Annotated in this window: 21 protein-coding genes; 13 read left to right on the top strand and 8 right to left on the bottom strand. The window is 73.9% G+C overall.

What is annotated here, in order from left to right; translation table 11 throughout:
* Positions 1-98: 98 nt before the first annotated feature.
* From ABZ354_RS00995 to ABZ354_RS00985, 3 genes are read right to left on the bottom strand one after another with little or no spacing between them, the layout of a single operon-like run.
* Entirely contained in the window at positions 99-935 is an 837-nt protein-coding gene (locus ABZ354_RS00995; RefSeq protein ID WP_358651556.1) for a hypothetical protein, read from the bottom strand.
* Positions 935-2209, bottom strand: coding sequence for a VWA domain-containing protein (locus ABZ354_RS00990; RefSeq protein ID WP_358651554.1), 1275 nt, complete (start codon positions 2207-2209; stop codon positions 935-937). Before ABZ354_RS00990 ends, ABZ354_RS00995 begins: the two co-directional genes overlap by 1 nt.
* A 45-nt stretch (positions 2210-2254) precedes the next feature.
* The gene (locus tag ABZ354_RS00985) at positions 2255-3931 is read right to left on the bottom strand and encodes an IucA/IucC family protein (protein ID WP_358651552.1); all 1677 of its coding nucleotides are present in this window, start codon (positions 3929-3931) and stop codon (positions 2255-2257) included.
* A gap of 118 nt (positions 3932-4049) precedes the next feature.
* Here ABZ354_RS00985 and ABZ354_RS00980 point away from each other — a divergent pair, with 118 nt between their 5' ends.
* From ABZ354_RS00980 to ABZ354_RS00970, 3 genes are all read left to right on the top strand, one after another.
* Entirely contained in the window at positions 4050-5972 is a 1923-nt protein-coding gene (locus tag ABZ354_RS00980) for an IucA/IucC family protein (RefSeq protein ID WP_358652209.1), read from the top strand.
* 87 nt (positions 5973-6059) lie between these two features.
* Positions 6060-6371: a hypothetical protein gene (locus ABZ354_RS00975; protein WP_358651550.1), complete on the top strand. Its 312-nt coding sequence runs from the start codon at positions 6060-6062 to the stop codon at positions 6369-6371.
* Positions 6372-6664: 293 nt separating this feature from the next.
* Positions 6665-7591: a HipA family kinase gene (locus ABZ354_RS00970; RefSeq protein WP_358651548.1), complete on the top strand. Its 927-nt coding sequence runs from the start codon at positions 6665-6667 to the stop codon at positions 7589-7591.
* A 194-nt stretch (positions 7592-7785) separates the two neighbouring features.
* On the opposite strand, the gene aceB is transcribed toward ABZ354_RS00970, so the two are convergent.
* Entirely contained in the window at positions 7786-9411 is a 1626-nt protein-coding gene (gene aceB / locus ABZ354_RS00965; protein WP_358651546.1) for a malate synthase A, read from the bottom strand.
* A 271-nt stretch (positions 9412-9682) separates the two neighbouring features.
* Positions 9683-10282: a nucleotidyltransferase family protein gene (locus ABZ354_RS00960; protein ID WP_358651544.1), complete on the bottom strand. Its 600-nt coding sequence runs from the start codon at positions 10280-10282 to the stop codon at positions 9683-9685.
* Positions 10283-10485: 203 nt separating this feature from the next.
* Between ABZ354_RS00960 and ABZ354_RS00955 the strand changes: the two genes are divergently transcribed.
* Positions 10486-10800: a DUF5955 family protein gene (locus ABZ354_RS00955; RefSeq protein ID WP_358651542.1), complete on the top strand. Its 315-nt coding sequence runs from the start codon at positions 10486-10488 to the stop codon at positions 10798-10800.
* 99 nt (positions 10801-10899) lie between these two features.
* Here ABZ354_RS00955 and ABZ354_RS00950 read toward each other — a convergent pair whose 3' ends face one another.
* Positions 10900-11706 (bottom strand): IclR family transcriptional regulator, encoded by an 807-nt coding sequence (locus ABZ354_RS00950; protein ID WP_358651540.1) that lies wholly within the window; start codon positions 11704-11706, stop codon positions 10900-10902.
* A 258-nt stretch (positions 11707-11964) separates the two neighbouring features.
* Between ABZ354_RS00950 and allB the strand changes: the two genes are divergently transcribed.
* The 3 genes from allB (at position 11965) to ABZ354_RS00935 (ending at position 15145) form a co-directional block, all read left to right on the top strand.
* Positions 11965-13305, top strand: a complete 1341-nt coding sequence (gene allB, locus ABZ354_RS00945) for an allantoinase AllB (RefSeq protein WP_358652207.1) — start codon at positions 11965-11967, stop codon at positions 13303-13305.
* A gap of 36 nt (positions 13306-13341) precedes the next feature.
* Positions 13342-14457: an allantoicase gene (alc, locus tag ABZ354_RS00940; protein WP_358651538.1), complete on the top strand. Its 1116-nt coding sequence runs from the start codon at positions 13342-13344 to the stop codon at positions 14455-14457.
* A 292-nt stretch (positions 14458-14749) separates the two neighbouring features.
* Positions 14750-15145 (top strand): ribonuclease domain-containing protein, encoded by a 396-nt coding sequence (locus tag ABZ354_RS00935; RefSeq protein ID WP_358651536.1) that lies wholly within the window; start codon positions 14750-14752, stop codon positions 15143-15145.
* Between the two features lie 208 nt (positions 15146-15353).
* On the opposite strand, the gene ABZ354_RS00930 is transcribed toward ABZ354_RS00935, so the two are convergent.
* Positions 15354-15554, bottom strand: coding sequence for a hypothetical protein (locus ABZ354_RS00930; protein ID WP_358651534.1), 201 nt, complete (start codon positions 15552-15554; stop codon positions 15354-15356).
* A 223-nt stretch (positions 15555-15777) separates the two neighbouring features.
* Here ABZ354_RS00930 and ABZ354_RS00925 point away from each other — a divergent pair, with 223 nt between their 5' ends.
* The 3 genes from ABZ354_RS00925 (at position 15778) to ABZ354_RS00915 (ending at position 19080) form a co-directional block, all read left to right on the top strand.
* The gene (locus tag ABZ354_RS00925) at positions 15778-17043 is read left to right on the top strand and encodes a histidine kinase (protein ID WP_358651532.1); all 1266 of its coding nucleotides are present in this window, start codon (positions 15778-15780) and stop codon (positions 17041-17043) included.
* A 108-nt stretch (positions 17044-17151) separates the two neighbouring features.
* Complete coding sequence (locus ABZ354_RS00920) at positions 17152-18297, top strand: hypothetical protein (RefSeq protein ID WP_358651530.1); 1146 nt, start codon at positions 17152-17154, stop codon at positions 18295-18297.
* A gap of 84 nt (positions 18298-18381) precedes the next feature.
* Positions 18382-19080, top strand: a complete 699-nt coding sequence (locus ABZ354_RS00915) for a response regulator transcription factor (protein ID WP_358651528.1) — start codon at positions 18382-18384, stop codon at positions 19078-19080.
* Positions 19081-19169: 89 nt separating this feature from the next.
* Here ABZ354_RS00915 and ABZ354_RS00910 read toward each other — a convergent pair whose 3' ends face one another.
* Positions 19170-20192 (bottom strand): Gfo/Idh/MocA family oxidoreductase, encoded by a 1023-nt coding sequence (locus tag ABZ354_RS00910; RefSeq protein WP_358651526.1) that lies wholly within the window; start codon positions 20190-20192, stop codon positions 19170-19172.
* Positions 20193-20320: 128 nt separating this feature from the next.
* Here ABZ354_RS00910 and ABZ354_RS00905 point away from each other — a divergent pair, with 128 nt between their 5' ends.
* The 3 genes from ABZ354_RS00905 to ABZ354_RS00895 all read left to right on the top strand — a co-directional run bounded on the left by ABZ354_RS00905 (position 20321) and on the right by ABZ354_RS00895 (position 23317).
* A complete protein-coding gene (locus ABZ354_RS00905; protein ID WP_358652205.1) occupies positions 20321-21058 on the top strand; it encodes a GntR family transcriptional regulator in 738 nt (245 codons plus the stop codon).
* 520 nt (positions 21059-21578) lie between these two features.
* The gene (locus ABZ354_RS00900; RefSeq protein ID WP_358651524.1) at positions 21579-22745 is read left to right on the top strand and encodes an ROK family glucokinase; all 1167 of its coding nucleotides are present in this window, start codon (positions 21579-21581) and stop codon (positions 22743-22745) included.
* The gene (locus ABZ354_RS00895; protein ID WP_358651522.1) at positions 22742-23317 is read left to right on the top strand and encodes a sugar kinase; all 576 of its coding nucleotides are present in this window, start codon (positions 22742-22744) and stop codon (positions 23315-23317) included. Before ABZ354_RS00900 ends, ABZ354_RS00895 begins: the two co-directional genes overlap by 4 nt.
* Positions 23318-23425 lie beyond the last annotated feature (108 nt).

Raw genomic sequence — 23425 nt, 5'->3', positions numbered from 1 at the left:
GCGGCATCGACCCGCAGATCAGCGCCCCGGCCGCCCCGGAACGGGGGAAGGGCCCGCCCTGAGGACGGACCCTTCCCCTGCCTGCTTGCCCCGCTGGTTCAGGCGCCCGGCGGTACCCGGGGCGGGCGGCCCGGGCCGCGGGTCAGCGTGTAGCCGCCGATGCCCGCGAGCGCGGCCAGCAGGCCGCCGATGCCCGTCCACACCCAGCGGTCCGACCACCAGCCCGACGTCCAGCCGTCCTCGGGCTCCAGTCCGGCGAGAACGGCCGCGTCCTCGTCGCCGGACTCCTCCGCCCGGAGCGCCACGCCCGGCACCAGAGGCTTCGCCAGCCGGCCGTCCACGGCCGCCGAACCGCCCACGTCCTTGGAGTCGACCCGCACCTCGGCGTCGACCGGCAACCCCAGGTCGGACGTCGACAGGCCGACCGTCGTGAGCCGGATGTAGTACGTGCCCGGCAGCGGGTCGTTGGCCCACGGCTCCGACCAGGCGCGCACCGTGCGCAGCACGCACGCCAGCTCCACCGACGCCGTGCCCGCCCCCGCGGTGCGCTTCTGCGCCCCGTACTGGCAGGCCTGGCGGCGCCGCAGTCCGTCGTACACGTCGATCTGCCAGGTCTGCGCCGCGTGTTCGTCCGGCAGGCGGACCGTGGCGCGGACGGTGGGGCGCTGTCCGGCGTCCGCCGGGAACGACCAGTACAGGTAGTCGCCGGCCGCGCCGTCCGCGGTGGCCCGCTGCCCCTGCTCGATCTCCGTCGCGGTACGGAACGACGTGCCCGCGGAGGACGGTGCCGCGTCGTCCGAGGACGCGCCCGGTGAGGGGGAGGAGTCGGCCGCCGCCGGGGCCGCGGCCAGGCCGAGGAGCAGCAGGGCGGCGCCCGCACACCTCGCGCCCGGGGCGCCGGAGTATCTCGTGCCCGAGTGCCTTGTGATGCGCATCAGTTGGTCCTCCAGACCGCGATCCGCCAACGGGACAGCCAGCCCCAGACCAGGCCCGCCAGGAACCCGGCCAGGACGAGAGCGCCGAGCAGCCACCAGCCGCGGCCGAGGCCGAACGACGCCACGTCGTCCGCGTCGCCAGGACCGTCCACGACGTCGACCGTCAGCTCCACCGGCAGGCCCGGCGCGGCCCGCACGCCCGACGCCGCCGAGAAGGAGTTCGTGACCACCAGGCACACCGTCTCGGCGGCCGGCTCGTCGCTGTCGGAGTCCTCGGTCTCGGGCTTCGGGTGGCGCAGGCCCGTGGAGAGCACGTCGGTGCGGCCGTTGCCCGTGGCCTCGCCGCGCACGATCTCCCGGCCCTTCACGGTGACCGCCCGCAGCAGCAGGCCGTAATCGGGGCGTACGGCACGGTCGGCGGCGACGCTCACCGAGGCGCGCAGCTCCTGACCCGGCAGCACGTCCACGCGGTACCAGCGCTGCTGCCCGAACTCCTCGCGGTCCGTGTACAGACCGGACTTCAGCACCGGTGCCTTCGGGCAGGTGTCCGCGCCCTCGGTGGCGACCGGCGTCACCACCGGATCGGCCGCCCGGTCTACCAACTGGTTGACCTTGTCGGTGAGTTCGTCGGTGTGCTCCACCGACGTGTACGTGCCGCCGGTCGCCTCCGCGATGCAGCTGAGCTGCCGGCGCATCTCGGTGTTCGGAACCAGGCCCAGCGTGTCGATGGTCAGCCCGATGCCCTTGGCGGCGATCTCGCGGGCCACCTCGCACGGGTCGAGCGGGGCGCAGGTGTCCTCGCCGTCGCTGATCAGCACGATGCGCTTGGAGCCGTTGCCGCCGTCGAGGTCGTCCCCCGCCTTCAGCAGGGCCGGGCCGATCGGCGTCCAGCCGGTCGGGGCGAGGGTCGCCACCGCCGTCTTCGCCTCCGTGCGGTCCAGCGGGCCGACCGGGTAGAGCTGCGCGGTGTCCTTGCAGCCGGTCCTGCGGTTGTCGCCCGCGTAGTCCGCGCCGAGGGTGCGGATGCCCAGCTGAACCTCCTCGGGGGTCGCGTCGAGCACCTCGTTGAAGGCCTGCTTCGCCGCGGCCATCCGTGTGCCGCCGTCGATGTCGCGGGTCCGCATGGATCCGCTGACGTCCAGCACGAGATCGACCTTGGGTGCGTCCTCGCCGGTGGGCTCACCGGCGGCGGCCCCGGCCGGGAACGCCGTCCCGGCCGCCAGTGCGGCGAGCAGGGCGCACATCCCTGCCGCCAGCCGTGTTCGTCTGATCATCGGCGGATCCTATTGACCGCCGGGGTCGCGATCCAAAACAGTGCGTCAAGGGGTGGCAAAGCCCAGGGGGTTGGGCAGCTCCGCCCACTGATCGCCGGGCGTCCCCGGGGACAGCCGCATCAGCGTCAGCGCCTTCGTGGGCAGCGGCTCGCCGAGCAGCGCGGCGAGGTCCGGGGTGCGCGGCAGATCCCCTACGGCCGCCTCCAGCGCGGCACGCAGGACCGGACCCGAGCCCGCCGTGCCGGCCAGGGCGCCCGCGACCAGCGAACCGAACACCTTGCGGCGCAGCGCCACCGGATCGTCCGTCACCATCCGCGCGGGCAGCTCCGGCAGAGCGGGCACCGCCGCACCGTGCCGGGCGAGGCGGGCCGGGCTGACGCGGATGTCGGCCAGGTCGCGGTAGACCAGCCGCACCGGATCGCCCGTCGGCGACAGCACGACCAGCAGGTTCTGGCCGTGCGCCTCCAGGGCCACGCCCAGTTCCAGCAGCCGCAGACCGACCGTGAGGGCGAGCCGGGCGAAGGCCGCGAGCCAGGCCGGGGAGTCGGGCAGCCCGGTCGTCGGCAGGGCGGCCACGGGGACCACGCGCTCGCCCGGCCCGGCGTACCGGCTCGGCGACTCGCGCAGTACGGCGGCCAGATCCGGGGAGTGGGCGGTGGCCGCGCCCAGGGTGCGGGTGACGTGCAGCAGGCCGTCCGTGCGCGATGCCAGCGCCTCCGCGAAGTCCGACACGACGGCGGACGCGGCCACCGACGCCACCGAGATGTCCCGCACCGACGACGTCAGCCGCGCGCTCAGCGCCGTCTTGACGTGCGGCCCGCCCGGCAGGGCGAGCGTGCGCAGCGCCATCAGCGGGTGCGCGTCCAGTCGCCGTACGGCCGACGGGTCGTCGGCCGGCCGCTGCACGGTCAGCAGCCCCCCGGCCCGCGACCGGTCGGCCGTGGGCTGTTCGCAGGGCCCTTTCAGCACGTGCGCCGCCTGCCACGGATGCACCGGGATCAGCACCCGCCCCCCGTCCCGCATCGACTCCGGCCACACCCCCGTCACCAGGCCCTCGGCCTCCCGCACCGGCACCAGGACCAGGCTCACGACCGGCCGGTGCTCGGGCGCCAGCGCGAGCTGCTCGGCCACCGAGAAGCCGGGCCGGGAACGGCAGCCGGGATGGAAGGGGTGCCCGTCCACCACCCGCTGTTCCCACTCCCAGTCCGTCCCCGGCCACGATGCCCACCGCGGCTCTTGCGCCGGGTCCACGGGGCCACGGTCCGCCCGCGGCGGGGCGTCCACGTGGCGGTCCGTCCCCGGCCGCTCGTGTGCGGGGCCGTTCTGCCCGGCCCGTGACAGTGCCAGTGAGGCGACGCTGTGGCCGAGTTCGGCGGCGAACCCGGCCGAGTGCGGCACGGCCAGCTCCCCCATCAGCGCGGCAGGATCGTCGTACGGCGTGCCGTCGAGGTGGACGGCGGTGACGTACGCGGACGTCGCGAACGGGTCGGCGGCCGGGCCCTCCAGACGCCGCCCGTCGGTGAGCCGCAGCACGAGGGCCTCGCGGGCCGGCTCACGTGCCGCGATCCAGGGCAGCGGCTCGTGGGCGAGGGCCCGCCACAACCGGGTGAGCACGGCCGCGCGGGCCCCCGGCAGGGCGGCCGTGTACCGGGGGACCAGGCCGGGACGCACTTCGGCCAGTTCACGGCCGACCTCGGCCTCGACGGGGGAGGGACGGTGCACGGGCGGACTCCTCGGGTACGGGTAGGTCGTGCGGGGCGGCACAGCGGGACGATGCCAGACATACTGATCTTCTTCGCCCTCCAACCGACCGTAGGGAACAGTGGAACGCGTGGACCTCATGCCCCCGTCCGCCGCCGAAGCCACCGGCGACGGCACCCCGCACCGCGCCGACCAGCCCGGACTCCGCCCCGACGGGACCGCCCCCCGCCCCCACGGGACCGGACCGCATCCCGACACCACCGCGCCCCGTCCCGAGGCGGCCGCGTTCCCTCCCGACGGAGGCGAACCGCATCCCGGCATCGCTGGCATCGCTGGGCTCCGTCCCGGCGGGGCCGAACCGCATCCCGGCATCGCTGGGCTCCGTCCCGAGAGGGCCGAGTTCCGTCCCCAGGGGGCTGAACCGCATCCCGGCACCACCGGTCCTCATCCCGAGGCGGCCGCGTTCCCTCCCGGCGGAGGTGAACCGCACCCCGGCATCGCTGGGCTCCGTCCCGGCGGGGCCGCGCTTCGTGCCGAGGTCGCGGGCCGCGCGGACGCCTGCGCCACCACACCCCTGCTGAACTGCCTGCTGCGCGAGGTCGCCCGGCGCGTGCCGGTGCCCGGCGGGCGTCCGGTGTACCGGCTGCCCGGCACCGGCCGGCTGCTGCGGGTGCGTGCCGGGCACCGGCCCGACGGCCCCGAGGTGTACGGGGCGGGGCGGTGGCACCGTCTCGGCCACTCCGAGCTGGTGAAACTCGTCGCCGACGAACTGCGTAGGCACACCGGCGTCAGCAACCACGAACTGCCCGCCGAGATGATCGACAGCCGGGACGCCCTCGCCGCGCTGCTGGCCGCCCGGGCCGAGACCACCCCGCCCGACGACCCGTATCTGCGCTCCGAGCAGTCCCTCGTCACCGGCCACCCGCACCACCCGGCCCCGAAGGCGCGTGGCGGTGCCCCGGCGGCGCTCTGGCTGCCGTACGCCCCCGAGGCGCACGCCCGCTTCCCGCTGGTGCTGCTCGGGGTGCGCGCGGACTGCGTCGTGGACGACGGCGACACCTCCGCCCTCGACACCCTCGGCACCGCCCCGCCCGGTTACCGGCCGCTGCCCGCCCACCCCTGGCAGCTCGACCTCGCGGACGCCGCCCTCGCGCCCGCCTTCGCCGACGGCCGGCTGATCCGGCTGGGCACCACCGGCTTCCCGGCCTGGCCCACCGCCGCCGTCCGCACCGTGTACGCGCCCGAACGCGACCTGTTCCTGAAGTTCAGCCTCGACGTGCGCATCACCAACGACATCCGCCGGCTGTGGCGCCACGACCTGCGGCGACTGCGCCGTACCGACGCCGCCGCGGCCACCGCCCTGGCCGCCTCGCCCGGCCCCGCCGCCTGGCTGAGCGACCGCGGGTACCGCACCGCGGCCTTCGCCTACGAGGAACTCGCCGTGGTCGTCCGGGACGGGCTGCGCGAGCACCTCCTGCCCGGCGCGACCCCGCTGCTCGCCGCCGCTCTGGCGGAGGGCTTCACCGACAGCCCTCTCGACCGCACCGCCGACCCGGAGGCCTGGTGGGCCGCCTACCTGCGCCAGGTCGTGCCCCCGGCGCTGACGGCGTTCGCCGACCACGGCGTCGTCGTGGAGGCCCACCTCCAGAACACCCTGATCGCCGTCGACGCCGGCGGCACCCCCGTGCAGGCCCTGTTCCGCGACGCCGAAGGCGTCAAACTGCTCCCCGACGTCTCCCGCGCGGCCGGCTGGGAACGCCTCCAGTACTGCCTGTTCGTCAACCACCTCGCCGAGATCGCCGCCGCCCTCACCGAACGCCACCCCCACCTCGACCCCTGGCCCGCCGTACGCCGGGAACTCGCCCGCCACCCCATCCCCGAGGCCACCGCCCTGCTCACCGCACCGACCCTGCCCGGCAAGACCAATCTGCTGCTGCGCTGGACCGGCGCCGACGGCGCCGCTGCCCGCTACCTGCCCCTGCCGAACCCGCTGGCACGCCCCCCGGACCGCCCGTCGGACGGCCCCGTCGGACAGGCCGTAGCTGTCCGAGGTGACGTCTGACCGGCACCGCGCCGCTCACGGTGGGCCCGGTTTTCCCGGCTGCCCGCCGGACCACATGACGTGCGATGTCCTGGAAACCCGGCGGGCATGACCGACGACGAGCGGGACCGCATGCCATCGCCCGACGACGCCCGGGTCGTGGAACGGCTCGTGCCGATCTGGCTGGAGGAGACGGAACGCCACGACCCCGACGCCGCACGCCGCGCCCGTGAGGGCCTGCGGGAAGGTCCGCTGTCACCGGACAGCGCACGGGACCTCGCCCACTGGGTCACCGCCCGCATCACGGACACGGCCTTCAACGAGGACGAGGGCCCCGACGTGGAAGGCCCCGCCCGCATCACCCCGGCGGACAAGAGCGCCGTGCTCCGGTGGCTGGTCGACCACGGACACGCGGTGTGACGACGAGCTGCATGCCCGATGTCGTGCGCGTCCGGGCGGCGGCTCCGGGAAGGCGGACGCCGAAGCCGCTGTCCCCCGACGGGGCGACGCGGGTCCACCGCCCGGCCGACGGGCGGTGCGACGGTTCCACCACTCTCCGGGTTGGCGCCCTCGGTGGCTATGCTCGCTTCCACCGGAGGGCGAACGGGACGGCTCGCAGATCCTCTTCCAAGGCCGTCGGAGGGGTCTCCCTGAGGCATCACAGGGGAGCTGACCGTGGATGACAAGGTGAACGACCGGTTGGATGTTGGGACATGTTGAGAGAGGTCGCGGCGACCCGCTACATCACGCCCCTGCGCTCCGGCGGCTCCGTCCCCGGCGTCGTCGAGGCCGACGACCTGGGCACCTACGTCGTGAAGTTCACCGGCTCCGCGCAGGGCCGCAAGGCACTGGTCGCCGAGGTGATCGTCGGGGAGCTGGCCCGCGCGCTGGGACTGCGCTTCCCCGAGCTGGTGCTGGTGCGTTTCGACCCGGTGATCGCCGACGCCGAGCCGCACCAGGAGGTCCGCGACCTGCACGCCGCCAGTGCCGGCATCAACCTCGGCATGGACTACCTGCCGGGCGCGCGGGACTTCACGCCGGAGGTGGCGAAGGACTTCCCCGTCGACCCGCTGGAGGCCGGCCGGATCGTCTGGCTCGACGCCCTCACCCTGAACGTGGACCGCACGGTGCACAGCTCCAACCTCATGGTCTGGCCCACGCTCGGGGTCGCACCGCCGCGCCTGTGGCTGATCGACCACGGGGCGGCGCTCGTCTTCCACCACCGCTGGAACCTGTCCGACCCGGCCAGGGCCTACGACTTCCGTCACCACGCCCTCGGCCACTACGCGCCCGACACCCGCGCCGCCGACGCCGAACTGGCCCCCCGCGTCACCGAGGACCTGCTGCGCGAGGTGGTCGCCGAGGTGCCCGGCGACTGGCTGGCCGGCGAGGAGGGCTTCGCGACCCCCGATGAGGTCCGGCAGGCGTACGTCACCCACCTCCACGCGCGCGTGCGGGCGTCCGCGGCGTGGCTGCCCGTCGGCTTCCCGAGCCGCGAGGAACTCGCCGCGGAGAACGCGCTGCGCGCGGCGAAGACCCGGCAGGGCCGCCCGGACTGGCTCAAGCGCGTCCCCGACCTGCACGGCAGGCCGCCCGCGGAACAGGGCTGGTCGGTGCACCTCGAAAGCCGGGGGCCGTGAGACGTGCAGGCCGTGCGACGTGCAGGCCGTGCGACGGCGGCCGTGACGTGGCGGCAGCGAGGGATGGTGCGACGCGTAGGCAGTGACGCGTGCGATGCCGTGACGCGCCGGCCGTGACGCGTCCGCCGTGATGCCGGGCGTCGCAGCCGAGTGGCCCGGGGGATCCCCGGGCCACTCGGGCACGCCCCGTCGCGTCAGCCCTTGAGCTGCTCGTAGGCGGGCAGCGTCAGGAAATCCGCGTAGTCCTCGTCGAGGGCGACCGTCAGGAGCAGGTCGTGGGCCTGCTGCCAGTTGTCCGCCGTGAAGGCCTCCTCGCCGATCTCCGCACGGATGCCCGCCAGCTCCTCGGCGGCGACCTTGCGGGCCAGGTCGGCGGTGACCCGCTCGCCGTTGTCGAGGACGACGCCCGCGTTGATCCACTGCCAGATCTGCGAGCGGGAGATCTCGGCGGTGGCCGCGTCCTCCATGAGGTTGAAGATGGCGACGGCGCCGAGTCCGCGCAGCCAGGCCTCGATGTAGCGGATGCCGACCTGGACGGCGTTGACCAGGCCCGCGTACGTCGGTTTGGCGTCCAGGGAGTCGACGGCGATCAGGTCGGCGGCCTCGACGTGGACGTCCTCGCGGAGGCGGTCCTTCTGGTGCGGCTTCTCGCCGAGGACCTTGTCGAAGGACTCCATGGCGATCGGCACCAGGTCCGGGTGCGCGACCCAGGAGCCGTCGAAGCCGTCGCCCGCCTCGCGGTCCTTGTCGGCGCGGACCTTCTCGAAGGCCACCTTGTTGACCTCGGCGTCCCGCCGGGACGGGATGAAGGCGGCCATGCCGCCGATCGCGTGCGCGCCCCGCCGGTGGCAGGTGCGGACGAGGAGTTCGGTGTACGCGCGCATGAACGGGGCCGTCATCGTCACCGCGTTGCGGTCCGGGAGGACGAACCTGGCGCCGCCGTCACGGAAGTTCTTGACGATGGAGAACAGGTAGTCCCAACGGCCCGCGTTCAGTCCGGAGGCGTGGTCGCGCAGTTCGTAGAGGATCTCCTCCATCTCGTACGCGGCGGTGATCGTCTCGATGAGGACGGTGGCGCGGATCGTGCCCTGCGGGATGCCGCAGTACTCCTGCGCGAAGACGAAGACCTCGTTCCAGAGGCGGGCCTCCAGGTGCGACTCGGTCTTCGGGAGGTAGAAGTACGGGCCCTTGCCGAGGTCGAGGAGGCGCTGGGCGTTGTGGAAGAAGTACAGGCCGAAGTCGACCAGCGCGCCGGGGACGGGACGGCCGTCGGCGTCGGTGAGGTGACGCTCGTCGAGGTGCCAGCCGCGCGGGCGCATGACGACCGTGGCGAGTTCCTCGTCCGCCTTCAGCGCGTACGACTTGCCGGTCCGCTCGTCCGTGAAGTCGATGTTCCGCGTGTAGGCGTTCCTCAGGTTCAGCTGGCCGCCGACGACGTTCTCCCAGGTGGGCGCGGAGGCGTCCTCGAAGTCCGCGAGCCAGACCCGCGCGCCCGAGTTGAGGGCGTTGACGGTCATCTTGCGGTCGGTGGGACCGGTGATCTCCACACGGCGGTCGTTCAGTGCCTCGGGAGCCGGGGCCACCCGCCAGGAGTCGTCCGCGCGGATCGCGGCGGTCTCCGGGAGGAAGTCGAGCGTGCAGGTGCGGGCGATCTCGGCGCGGCGCTCGGCACGGCGGGCGAGGAGTTCGTCACGGCGGGGCGTGAACCGGCGGTGCAGCTCGGCCACGAAGGCGAGCGCCGCCTCGGTGAGGACCTCCTCCTGCCGGGGCAGGGGCTCGGCGTCGACGATGGCCAGCGGGGACGGCGCTGGTGCGGACATGAGCTGTCACTTCCTTCAGCGGGCGTGGCACCGGGTGCCGGTCTGCCGGGCGCTGCCCGGTGCGGCCGGGTACGGCGTGGCGGGGTGGGCGGGTACGGCGTTGCGCGGGCCGTGGAGCCCTCGGGCGCTTCTGACCAGGGAATACAGTGGATACTAGTTTCCTCATGGTGGAAGTTCAATGTTTTGTTGATGTCGAGATTCTCCGGGTCGGGCCACGGCGGCGCCGACGCTCAGTGCCACCCACCGGCAGGGCCGGATGCCGGCGAACCCTTCACCGGAGGTGTCCGAGATCGGCGGCGGTGTCGATGTCGAACGCCTCCGCCACGTCCCCGCACTCGACGAGTGTGATCGCCCCCTCGTGCGCCGCCAGATAGGCGCGCGCGCCCCGGTCGCCGGTCGCGCTCGCCGCGATGTCCGCCCAGTGCGCCGCGCCGAGGAGGACCGGGTGGCCGCGCACGCCGGCGTACGCCGCCGACGCCAGTGACGTCCCGTCCCGGTACGCGGCGCGCACCCGGGCCGTCGCCTCGGGGCCGATGCCCGGCTGGTCCACGAGGGAGACCAGCGCCGCCCGCGCACCGGTCCCGGTGAGCGAGGCGAGCCCGGCCCGCAGCGAGGACCCCATGCCCGCCTCCCACTCCGGGTTGTCCACGAGCACGCAGCCGTCCAGTTCCGCCCGCGCGCGTACGTCGCCGGCCGCCGCGCCGAGGACCACGTGCACGCGCGCGCAGCCCGCCGCGCGCAGTACGCCGACCGCGTGTTCGACGAGCGGGCGTCCGCGGTGTTCGAGGAGCGCCTTGGGGCGCCCGCCGAGCCGCCGGCCGCCGCCCGCCGCGAGCAGGAGCCCCGCGATCTGTGGTTCGTCGTAGGTCATGCGCTCTGCATACCCGACCCGCTGGCGGACGTCCTGGCGAGCGGCGGGTTTCGCAGGGCTGAATTTCGGCCGGGGCGGTGGCGCGGCGCGTCCGGGGTGGCGTTTACTGACTGGCGTCCCCAGGATCCTGACCTACGCCGCGGGGGCGCGCCGGGAGGGACGAGTACGAGTGGGCGCACGACCGTGCGCGAGGGGGGAGATCCGTGTTGCGGAGTGCGGGAAACCGGCCGGTGACCGAGGGCGACGAGGACCGGAGAGTGACGGAACTACGGACGGCGGTGGCCCGGCTGAGCCGCGAGCTCGCCGCTCTGCCCGCCGAATTCCGGGACCGCTGCGTCGCCGAGGAGGAACTCGCCGCACTCGCCGCCCTGTCGGCCGGCGGCCACCCCGACATCCTGCGGCTGCGCCGGTCGCTGCTGCTGGTGGCAGGGGCGATCGGTTCCGTCAGCGCCCTGTCGGGCGGCCTGGCGCAGGTCCGCACGGCGGTGGAGCTGTTCGGCGAGCCGCGGCAGGGCTGAGGACGGTGACGGGCGACAGGCCCCCGGTCTGTCGCCCGGGGGCCTGTTTCGTCGTGCGGGGAGAAGCCGCGCGGAACGAAAGAGGATCGACGGGGCGGGTCAGGCCGCGGGGCCGCCGCCCGTCGTCGCGAGGGCCCGTGCCAGTTCGGCCGCGACCTCCTGGAGCACCGGCACGATCCGCTCCGTCGCGGCCTCCGTGACCCGGCCCGCCGGACCCGAGATCGAGATGGCCGCGGCGGTGGGGGAGTCGGGGACCGGGACGGCGAGGCAGCGCACTCCGATCTCCTGCTCGTTGTCGTCGATCGCGTACCCCTGCCGGCGCACCTCCTCCAGCGCCGCGAGGAAGCCGTCCGGCGTGGTGATCGTCCTGTCCGTCGCCGCCGGCATGCCGGTACGGGCCAGCAGTGCGCGCACCTCCTGGGGCGGGAAGACCGACAGCAGGGCCTTGCCGACGCCCGTGGAGTGCGGCAGGACGCGGCGGCCGACCTCCGTGAACATGCGCATCGAGTGCTTGGACGGCACCTGCGCCACATACACGATGGCGTCGCCGTCGAGCAGGGCCATGTTCGCCGTCTCGCCGGTCTCCTCGACCAGCCGGGCGAGGTGGGGGCGTGCCCAGGTGCCCAGCAGCCGGGACGCGGACTCGCCGAGCCGGATCAGGCGCGGGCCGAGCGCGTAGCGGCGGTTGGGCTGCTGGCGTACGTAGCCGCAGGCCACGAGGGTGCGCATCAGGCGGTGGATGGTGGGCAGGGGCAGTCCGCTGCTCGCGGAGAGCTCGCTCAGGCCGACCTCGCCGCCCGCGTCCGCCATCCGTTCGAGCAGGTCGAAGGCGCGCTCCAGGGACTGGACGCCTCCACTGGCGGCGGGCCGGGCGGAGTCGGTGGTGCTGGCGCTGGACCTCGGCACGGCGCGTTCCTTTCGGGACTGGCGGGGAGGCAGCAGCCTACCCGGCAGCCGGTCGACTGCCCGGTTGTACGCACGTACGTTCTGCCAGTTGGAATACTAATTCCGCTTTACGGAAACGTCCAGAGCGGGACCGGGGGTGTGCCGGACGGCGGGGACGGGGCGGTGTGCCCTTGACGGCATCGGGGCCGGGGTGAAGACTCCTTCAACAGAACGTTGAATTTCCGCTGTGCGAGAGGGGCCGCAGTGTCCGACGCCGAAGTGGTGCCCGCTGAACTGGTGCTGCGCTCGACGCGCGTGATCACGCCCGAGGGGATGCGCGCCGCGTCCGTGGCGGTCGCCGGGGGGACGATCGCGGCCGTGCTGGCGTACGACGCCCCCGTACCGGCCGGGGCGCGGCTGGAGGACCTCGGCGACGACGTCCTGCTGCCCGGCCTGGTCGACACGCACGTGCACGTCAACGACCCGGGCCGCACCGAGTGGGAGGGCTTTTGGACGGCCACCCGCGCGGCGGCGGCGGGCGGTATCACGACCCTCGTCGACATGCCGCTGAACTCCCTGCCGCCCACCACGACCGTCGAGCACCTGCGCGTCAAGCAGAAGACGGCCGCCGGCAAGGCGCACGTCGACGTCGGCTTCTGGGGCGGCGCCCTGCCTGACAACGTGGCCGATCTGCGTCCGCTGCACGACGCCGGCGTGTTCGGCTTCAAGGCGTTCCTGTCGCCGTCGGGCGTGGACGAGTTCCCGCACCTCGACCAGGACCGGCTCGGCCGCTCCCTGGCGGAGATCGCCGGTTTCGGCGGGCTGCTGATCGTGCACGCCGAGGACCCGCATCACCTGGAGGCCGCCCCGCAGCAGGGCGGCCCGAAGTACGCCGACTTCCTCGCCAGCCGCCCCCGCCACGCCGAGGACACCGCGATCGCCGCCCTCCTCGCGCAGGCCGGGCGGCTGGACGCGCGCGTGCACGTCCTGCACCTGTCCTCCAGCGACGCGCTGCCGCTGATCGCCGAGGCGAAGGCCGACGGTGTCCGGGTCACCGTCGAGACCTGCCCCCACTATCTGACCCTCACGGCCGAGGAAGTGCCGGACGGGGCGAGCGAGTTCAAGTGCTGTCCACCCATCCGGGAGGCCGCCAACCAGGACCTGCTGTGGCAGGCGCTCGCCGACGGCACGATCGACTGCGTCGTCACCGACCACTCGCCGTCCACCGCCGACCTCAAGACCGGCGACTTCGCCACCGCCTGGGGGGGCATCTCGGGCCTCCAGCTGAGCCTGTCGGCCGTGTGGACGGCGGCGCGCGCGCGTGGCCACACGCTGGAGGACGTCGTCTGCTGGATGGCGCAGCGCACGGCGGCCCTGGTCGGGCTCGACGACCGCAAGGGCGCCATCGCCCCCGGGCACGACGCCGACTTCGCCGTCCTCGCACCCGACGAGACGTTCACCGTGGACCCCGCCGCCCTCCAGCACCGCAACCACGTCACCGCGTACGCCGGGCGCACCCTGCACGGCGTCGTCAAGTCCACCTGGCTGCGCGGTGAACGCATCACCGCCGACGGCGAGTTCACCGCACCGAAGGGCCGGCTCCTCACCCGCACCGGCTGACACCGACCGACTCCAGAAAGGCAGGCCGCGACCACCGTGACGGCGATCGAGAGCTTCACCGGCGACGCGAACCCCTACCCGGGCGGCGACCCGTACGCGGACTACCGCACCGCCGACTTCCCCTTCACCCAGTACGCCGATCTCGCCGACCGCCGGCTCGGTGCCTCCGTCGTCGCCGCCAACGACGAGTTCTTCGCGCAGCGCGAGAACCTGCTGGTGCCCGGGCGCGCCGAGTTCGTCCCCGAGCACTTCGGGCACAAGGGCAAGGTCATGGACGGCTGGGAGACCCGCCGCCGCCGCGGCGCCTCGGCCGACCACCCCTGGCCCACGGCCGAGGACCACGACTGGGCGCTGATCCGCCTCGGCGCGCCCGGCGTGATCCGGGGCATCGTCGTCGACACGGCCCACTTCCGCGGCAACTACCCGCAGGCCGTGTCGGTCGAGGGCGCGTCGGTCGAGGGCTCCCCCTCCCCGGAGGACCTCCTCTCCGGCGACGTGAAGTGGACGACGCTGGTGCCGCGCACCCGGGTCGGCGGCCACGCGGCCAACGGCTTCGAGGTCGCCGTCGAACAGCGCTTCACCCACCTGCGCCTCAACCAGCACCCGGACGGCGGCATCGCCCGCCTGCGGGTGTACGGCGAGGTCGCCCCGGACCCGGCATGGCTTGCCGCGCTCGGCACCTTCGACGTCGTCGCGCTGGAGAACGGCGGCCGGGTCGAGGACGCCTCCGACCGCTTCTACTCGCCCCCGGCCCACACCATCCAGCCGGGCCGTTCCCGCAAGATGGACGACGGCTGGGAGACGCGCCGCCGCCGGGACCGGGGCAACGACTGGATCCGGTACGGGCTGGTGGCCCGGTCCGAGATCCGGGCAGTCGAGATCGACACGGCGTACCTGAAGGGCAACAGCGCCGGCTGGGCGTCGCTGTCCGTGCGGGACGGCGAGGACGGTGACTGGGTGGAGGTCCTGCCCCCCACCCGCCTCCAGCCCGACACCAACCACCGCTTCGTCCTCCCCGCCCCGGCGGTCGGCACGCACGCGCGCGTGGACATCTACCCGGACGGCGGCATCTCCCGTCTGCGCCTGCACGGTTCACTCACGCAGACGGGGGCCGCGTGGCTGGAGGCGCGGCATCGGGAACTGGGTGGCTGACGGGGCATCGGGGGCGGGACGACGGCGGGGCTCAACAGGCCGGTGAGGCTGGGGTGTCAGGAGGGGCGTCCCGCCCGTCGCGAGGAGCGGCCGTGGCGTCCCGCCCGTCGCGAGGGGGAGACCGAGGCGTCCCGCCCGTCACGAGAGGCCGGGGTCCGTGCCCGCCCCGCCGGCCGGGCGGTCCGGTTCGCCCGCCGCAGGTCGATTTCCTGTGAACACCTGTGGCGCGACGGTAAAAAGTTCGAGGCTTGTCATTGACATGCCATCGTCTACGCGCGTCATCATGGAAGGCATGACCTTCCCCCCACACATCACGCGCCTCGGCGCCGCAGCAGCCCTCCTGTCCGCCCTCCTCGTGGGCGGCGCCGTCTCGACGACCACGGCTTCCGCCGCCCCCGCGGCGGTCGGCAGCATCTGCTACAGCAACCTGCCCTCGCAGGCCCATGACACCCTCGACCTGATCGAGCAGGGCGGGCCGTTCCCGTACGACCAGGACGGGACCGTCTTCCAGAACCGGGAAGGCATCCTGCCCAGCCAGACGTCCGGCTACTACCACGAGTACACGGTGATCACGCCGGGCTCGGACGACCGTGGCGCCCGCCGCATCGTCACTGGTGAGGACTACCAGGAGGACTACTACACGGCGGACCACTACGCCTCGTTCGACCTGGTCAACTACGGCTGCTGAGCCGGATCCGGAGCCGGACCGAAGCAGGGGACACCTGCTCACCCCACCGGTCACGCACGCCGGTCACGTACAACGGCTCACGTAGGCGGGTCACGGACCACGGCTCCTGTACGCCGAGTCACGTACACCGCACACCGGGCGTCGGCGCGCCCGGTGTGCTCGGTGTGCCCGGTGTGCGGTGTGCTCGCCGCGGACCGGAGACCCGGCTTCAGCCGGGCGTGCGGCTCTCGGCGGCTGCGAACAGGGCGACGCCCAGCAGCACCAGGGCGATGCTCGTGTACAGCTCGTAGCCGTCGAGGAAACCGAGCCGCTGCACGAGGCCCCAGTGCCAGTCGGTGAACTCGTGCACCAGCCCCGCCACGCCCTGCACGAGGGCGACGAATCCGAAAAACTCCAGCAGCTTCTTCATGGGTGAGACCCTCGCTCCGCGGACCCCCCACCGTCATCGGCCGCGGGGCGAGCCCACCCCCGGCGGAAGTAGCCGATCCGGACCGCCCCCCGCACCGTAAGTCCGTGCTCGGGCACCGAAGGTCTACGGTCCCGCGCCGAAGGTCTGCCGTACCGCGCCGAAGGTCGCAGATGCACGGCGGCCAGAGACGCAACGGCCCCCGCCCTGCGTAGATTTGCCGACCGTGAGTGGTGACAGGGCGGGGGCCGGGGCCCCCGACGACTTTCCCGCCGCGCGCCGGTGGCTGCTGCCGTCCGCGCTGGCCGACGAACTCGACCCCGGCACCCGGCGGTCCGGACGCACCCCCCGGCGTACCGCCCGCGACTGGATCGTCGACTTCTCCTGCTTCGCGCTGGCCGTCGTCACCGGCCTGCTCGCCGCCGAGTCCATGGCCGAGGACCCCCGTCTCCCGGTGTCCCTCGCCGCCGTCGACCAGGTGATCGGCGCGCTGTCCTGCGGCGCCGTGTGGCTGCGCCGACGCCGGCCGCTCGCGCTGGCGATCGCGATGGTCCCGGTCGGGCTCGTGTCCAACACGGCGGGCGGCGCCGGTCTGATCTCCCTGTTCACGCTCGCCGTGCACCGGCCCTTCCGGTACGTGGCCTGGACCGGCGGGGCGTCCCTCGCCGTCCTCCCGGTGTTCTTCCGGCTCCGCCCGGACCCCGAACTGTCGTACCCGGCCGTGCTCGTCTTCACCGGGCTGCTCATCGTGTCGGCCATCGGCTGGGGCATGTTCGTCCGGTCCAAACGGCAGCTCGTGCTCAGCCTGCGGGACCGCGCCCGGCGTGCCGAGACCGAGGCACGGCTGCGCGCCGAGCAGGCCCAGCGGCTCGCCCGCGAGGCCATCGCCCGCGAGATGCACGACGTGCTCGCGCACCGGCTGACCCTGCTCAGCGTGCACGCGGGCGCACTGGAGTTCCGTCCCGACGCCTCCCGCGCGGAGGTCGCGCGGGCCGCCGGAGTCATCAGGGAGAGCGCCCACGACGCCCTGCAGGACCTGCGGCAGATCATCGGCGTACTGCGCGCCGCGGAGGCCGACGACGCCGGCGGGCGACCGCAGCCGACGCTCGCGGCACTCGACGCGCTGGTCGCCGAGTCCCACGCGGCCGGCATGAAGGTCACCCTCGCCAACCGGGTCACCGTCACCGGCGCCGTACCCGCCGTCGTCGGGCGCACCGCCTACCGCATCGCCCAGGAGGCCCTGACCAACGCCCGCAAACACGCGCCCGGCACCGAGGTCGCGGTGAGCGTCACGGGCGGCCCGGCCGACGGACTCGTCGTGTCCGTACGCAATGCCGCACCCGAGGGCGGGGCCACGGCCGCCCCCGTCCCCGGCTCCGGACAGGGCCTCATCGGACTGACCGAGCGCGCCACCCTGGCCGGCGGCACGCTGGAGCACGGCCCCGGGACGGACGGCGGTTTCCGGGTACGCGCGTGGCTGCCGTGGGACTGACCCGGCGCGCCGTCAAGTCCCGCCGCACGGGCGGCGTTTGACTTGTCGGAGGCGGTGGTTATGTTTGTCCAGCTTCAGCACCCGCCCGTCTCGGAAGGAACAGCCGGCGTGAGCTTCGGGGGACCCCACGATCCGTACCGGCCCCAGTGGCCACCGCACGGCGGTCAGAACCCACCGCCACCCCCCGGCGGCGGACCGTACGTCCCGCCGCCGAACCAGGGCCCCTACCCGCCGCCCCCGCCGCACACCGGGCCGTACGTGCCACCCCGGCCGGGCCCGGCGCCGTACGGATACCCCCAGCCCTACCCGCCCCAGCCGTACCCCCCGCAGCCGTACCCGTATCCGCCGCGGCCGAGGCCGACCTCGCTGCTGGGCTGGGGAGCGTTCCGCGGGCTGCGCGGCGCCGAATGGCCCCGGGTGCGCGACATGTTCGGGGCCTGGCGGCGCAGTAACCCCGGCTGCATGTGGCTCGTGCTGCTCGCGCCCTGCGCCTGGATCGCGCTCGTCCCCCTCGTCGCGGGCTACTCGTTCGCGCGCTCGGCCCGCCTGCGCGCCCACCGCCTGTTCCCGCCGCGCGGCGCGCGCCGGATCGAGGACCCGCAGGTGACCCGGCTGCAGAAGGCGCGCGCCTGGACCGCCGCCGCGCTGAGCGTGCTGCTGCTCGCGCTCTACGGCAAGCCCGAGGACGTCAGCGGGGTCCAGCAGCAGTACATGATGCGGATCGTGATCACCCCGCCGCTACTGCTGCTCAGCGCGCCCGTCGTCATCGGGTTCCTCTTCCGCTGGGCCACGCCCGCCACGAAGGCCGACATGCGTCCGCGCGTGCGCGCCGCCGGCAAGTCGGCCCTGCTGTACATCGGGGCCGTGGTGGCCGTGCCGCTGGCCGTGGCCGGCATCGGCATGGTCGAGGAGGCGGACGCGGCGTCGACCACCGGGGAGGCCGGCTTCCCCTGGCTCACGCTCGCGATGTTCCTGCCCCTGGTCTGGACGGTGTTCTTCCTCGGCTTCGCCACCGGCCCCGCCGTGCGCACCGGCTTCAACACGGCCGCCGTGCACGCGACCCTGCCCGCCCTGCTCACCGGGGTCCTGGTCTGGGAGTGGGCGCTGATCAGCCTGCTGGCGGGTGGCCTGCCGCCGGGCCCGCCGCTCATCCAGGTCCTCGCCTTCCTCGGCGGCCCCGCCTCGGTGACCGCCGTGGTCTGGTGGGAACTCCGCGTCCTGCGCGTCCGCCACGGCGTGGCACTGCGCGCGTAGGCCATGACCGAGAAACCGTGTCCGCTGGGCGGTACCGGCCCGAGCCGGCCGTCCCCGTCCACCCACCGCGATGACCGTAGGCACATGACCGCGATCAGACTCGTCCTCGTCGACGACGACCCCCTCGTACGCGCCGGGCTGTCCTTCATGCTGGGCGGCGCGGACGACGTCGAGATCGTCGGCGAGGCCGGCGACGGCGGCGAGGTCGAGGCGCTCGTCGACCGCACCCGCCCGGACGTCGTCCTCATGGACATCCGCATGCCGACGGTCGACGGCCTCACGGCCACGGAACTGCTGCGCGCCCGCGCGGACGCCCCGCAGGTCGTGGTGCTGACCACCTTCCACGCCGACGAGCAGGTGCTGCGGGCCCTGCGCGCGGGCGCCGCCGGATTCGTCCTCAAGGACACCCCGCCCGCCGAGATCCTGGACGCGGTACGCCGGGTGGCGGCGGGAGATCCCGTGCTGTCGCCCGCCGTCACCCGCCAGGTGATGACGCACGCGGCCGACAGTGCCGCCGACACCCGCCGGGCACGCGCGCGTGACCGTCTCTCCCTCCTGAACGACCGGGAGCGCGAGGTCGCCGTCGCGATCGGACGGGGCCTGGCCAACGCGGAGATCGCGGCGGACCTGTACATGAGCGTGGCCACCGTGAAATCCCACGTCTCCCGCGTCCTGGCCGCCCTCGGCCTCAACAACCGCGTCCAGATCGCCCTGCTGGCGCATGACGCGGGACTGCTGGAGGGGCAGGGGAAGGACGGGGGAGACGGGCCCTGGACCAGGTAGGGACGGGCCGGCCAGGCACCGGCTCGAAGACCGCCCGAGGGGCCGTCGCCTGCACGTGGCCGGCGCCCGGCATCCCCGCGGACCGCCCGTCACCTCAGCAGCGGTTCCCGCCCGCCCGGGATCTCCACCAGCCGTACCGGCCGGCGCTCGCGGCGGGACAGGTCGCAGGCCTCGGCGATGCGCAGGGCCTGCAACGCCTCGCGGCCGTCGCACGGGTTGGGGCGCTCGCCGCGCACCACCTCCACGAACGCCGCGAGTTCGGCCTCGTAGGCGGGGGCGAAGCGTTCCAGGAAGCCCGTCCACGGTTTGTCGGCGGCCGGGGGGCCGCTCGGTTCGGTGGAGGCGATCGGGGTGCGGTCGTCCAGGCCCACGACGATCTGGTCGAGCTCCCCGGCCAGTTCCATGCGGACGTCGTACCCGGCGCCGTTCAGGCGCGTCCCGGTGATCGTCGCGAGGGTGCCGTCTTCGAGGGAGAGAACCGCGGCGGCCGTGTCGACGTCGCCCGCCTCCCGGTACATCCGCGGCCCGGCGTCGGACCCGGCGGCGTACACGTCGGTCACCTCGCGGCCCGTCACCCAGCGCAGTACGTCGAAGTCGTGGATGAGCGAGTCGCGGTAGAGGCCGCCGGACAGCGGCAGGTACTCGGCCGGTGGCGGTGTCTGGTCGGACGTCATCGCGCGGACGGTGTGCAGTCGCCCGAGCCGTCCCGCCCGCACCGCGTCCCGCGCGCCCGCGTATCCGGTGTCGAAGCGGCGCTGGAACCCCATCTGCAGGATCGTCCCGGCCGTCTCCACCTCGGCGATCGCCTGTAACGTGCCCGGCAGGTCCAGCGCGATGGGCTTCTCGCAGAACACCGGCAGCCCGGCACGCGCCGCCCGGCCGATGAAATCGGCGTGGGCCGGGGTCGCCGTGGTGATCACGACGGCGTCCACGCCCCACTTGAAGATCTCGTCCACCCCGGGCGCCGCCGTCTCACCCAGCCGGTGCGCCAGTTGCTGGGCCCGCGCCCGGTCGGCGTCCGTGAGGATCAGGGATCCGACGTCGCGATGGCGGCTGAGTGTGTTCGCGTGGATGGTGCCGATGCGGCCCGTCCCGATGACCCCGATGCGCATGGGAACAAAGTGCGGCCCCGTACGGCCCCTGTCAATGTGTATGTCCGGACAATCGAACTACGCAACTTCCCGTACACAACGGGCGGAGCTACGCTCGAGCCGTGCCCAAACCAGGAGTGGACCCGACCGTGCAGCTCGATCTCATGGTGGACCGGACCTCTCCGGTCCCCCTGTACTTCCAGCTGTCGCAGCAGCTGGAGGCCGCCGTCGAGCAGGGCGTGCTGACCCCCGGCAGCCTGCTCGGCAACGAGATCGAGCTCGCGTCCCGGCTCGGCCTGTCCCGGCCCACGGTCCGCCAGGCCATCCAGTCCCTGGTCGACAAGGGCCTGCTGGTACGGCGCCGCGGCGTCGGCACCCAGGTGGTGCACAGCCGGGTCAAACGCCCCCTGGAACTGAGCAGCCTCTACGACGACCTGGAGACGGCCGGACAGCGCCCGGGCACCAAAGTCCTGGTCAACACGGTCGTACCGGCCACCGCCGAGATCGCGGCGGCGCTCGGCGTCGCCGAGGACAGCGACGTGCACCGCGTCGAACGGCTGCGGCTCGCGCACGGCGAGCCGATGGCGTACCTGTGCAACTACCTGCCCCCCGGACTGCTCGACCTGGACACCGGCCAACTGGAGGCGACCGGCCTGTACCGGATGATGCGCGCCGCCGGCATCACCCTGCACAGCGCCCGCCAGGCCATCGGAGCCCGCGCCGCCACGGCCGCCGAGGCGGAGCGGCTCACCGAGCGGGAGGGCGCGCCGCTGCTCACCATGCAGCGCGTCACCTTCGACGACACCGGCCGCGCGGTCGAGTACGGCACGCACACCTACCGGCCGTCCCGCTACTCCTTCGAGTTCCAGCTCCTCGTACGGCCCTGACGCCTCCGGTCGCGCCGGCCGCCCCGCCCTCTCGCGGCCCTCGGTCCCGGACGCCGCGCGGCACCCTTCACGCCGGTTCGTCGCAATGTCCGGACAATCGACCACGGCGCCTGCCCGGCCGTCGGACGCGTGTTCCCGTGTTCGGCGGTGCGGTGTCCGGGTCCGACGGGACGCCCCCCGCCGCCCTCGCGTACGCCGGAACCCGGCGCGTACGGCAGGACGCGGCAGGAGCGGCACGGCAAGAAGGGCACGGGCCTCGTGGCACGTGACCGGACCTGGGCACCACCGGTGCCGCGCCACCCGCGCCGGCCTGCCGTGCACGGGCACGGACCGACGGGTGATCCGCGCCACGAGCTGCCACGCCGCCGTCGGGCGGGGCGGGGAACGGCGGCGTCGGACACCGGGCGGCAGCGCGTCCCCCGACCGGGCGCGACCACCCGCGCCCGGTCGCCGGGCGGCGGACCGGCCCCTTCCTCCCCTGTTCGGTGTTGTCCGTGGCCGTGCGGCAGAATCGGGCCCGATGAGCAGCTACCGCGACTTCAGCGCCCCCATCGGCTCCCGGCGCCCCGTGCTCCGCACGGTCGGCACCCGGGAACGCCGCTCGCACCTGACGGCCCCCCGCGTGCCGACCGTCGGGATCGACATCGGCGGCACCAAGGTGATGGCGGGCGTGGTCGACGCCGACGGCAACATCCTGGAGAAGCTCCGCGCCGAGACCCCCGACAAGTCCAAGAGCCCGAAGGTCGTCGAGGACACCATCGTCGAGCTGGTCCTGGACCTGTCCGACCGGCACGACGTGCACGCCGTCGGCATCGGCGCGGCCGGCTGGGTCGACGCCGACCGCAACCGCGTCCTGTTCGCCCCGCACCTCTCCTGGCGCAACGAGCCGCTGCGCGACCGCCTCGCCGGCCGCCTGTCGGTGCCCGTCCTGGTGGACAACGACGCCAACACCGCCGCCTGGGCCGAGTGGCGCTTCGGCGCCGGCCGTGACGAGGACCACCTCGTCATGATCACGCTGGGCACCGGCATCGGCGGCGCGATCCTGGAGGACGGCCAGGTCAAGCGCGGCAAGTACGGCGTCGCGGGCGAGTTCGGGCACATGCAGGTCGTGCCCGGCGGCCACCGCTGCCCGTGCGGCAACCGCGGCTGCTGGGAGCAGTACAGCTCCGGCAACGCCCTGGTCCGTGAGGCCCGCGAGCTCGCCGCCGCCGACTCCCCGGTCGCCTACGGGATCATCGAGCACGTCAAGGGCCAGATCTCCGACATCACCGGCCCGATGATCACCGAGCTGGCCCGCGAGGGCGACGCCATGTGCATCGAGCTGCTCCAGGACATCGGGCAGTGGCTCGGCGTCGGCATCGCCAACCTCGCCGCCGCCCTCGACCCGTCGTGCTTCGTGATCGGCGGCGGCGTCTCGGCCGCCGACGACCTGCTGATCGGCCCCGCCCGGGACGCCTTCCGCCGCAACCTCACCGGCCGCGGCTACCGCCCCGAGGCCCGCATCGCCCGCGCCCAGCTCGGCCCCGAGGCCGGCATGGTCGGCGCCGCCGACCTCGCCCGGCTCGTCGCCCGCCGCTTCCGCCGCGCCAAGCGGCGCCGCGTGGAGCGGTACGAGCGCTACGAGCGGTACGCCCAGTTCCGGCGCACCACCGAACAGTTCCGCCGCACCACCGAGGGATCGGCATGAACGCGGTACCGCACCCCGCCCCGCCGGACCGGCCGGACCGTCCCGTCGAGGACCGTCGGCACATGATCCGCCGCAGGGCACTCACCCTGGTGATCATCGTGCTGCTCATCGGCATCCCGGCCGGCTACCTGGTGATCTCCGCGAACCAGAGCCGCGCCAGCGGCAAGGACAAGGAGGCCAAGTACTCCGCGACCGGCCTCACCGAGGGCTGGCCCTCCAAGGTGCAGCGCCGCCTCTACCAGGTGCCGGTCCCGCACCCCGCGGACCCCGTCGCCCACTACGAGACCAACAACTGGAAGTCCAGCCGGCTCTACGTCCAGTTCGGCACCACCGGGGCGGGCTTCGAGGCCTTCCTCACCGGCATGGGCGTCACCCGCGACGACCTCAGGAAGGGCCACGTGACGATAGGCCCCCGCGACCAGAAGGTCAGCGGCTGGAAATTCCCCGCCGACGGCCGCTGGTGGGGCCTGGTCCACCGGCAGAAGAACCCCGCGCCCACCCAGGACGTCGTGGTGAACCCCTCGAACCCGAACCACATCATGGTCTACGTCGTCTCGCGCACCGTGCCGTGACGGTCCGGCCGCGGACAGCCGCGCCGGACCGTTCGTCGCGGGCCGGCCGGGCTCCGGGACCGATTGTCAGAGCCCGCCCGTAGAGTCGAAGACACACGAGTCGGCGGA

The organism is Streptomyces sp. NPDC005925 (assembly GCF_040638805.1).
GTDB lineage: Bacteria > Actinomycetota > Actinomycetes > Streptomycetales > Streptomycetaceae > Streptomyces.
Note: the sequence above shows the minus strand (reverse complement) of the source record. Positions and strands in the feature narration are given on the sequence as shown.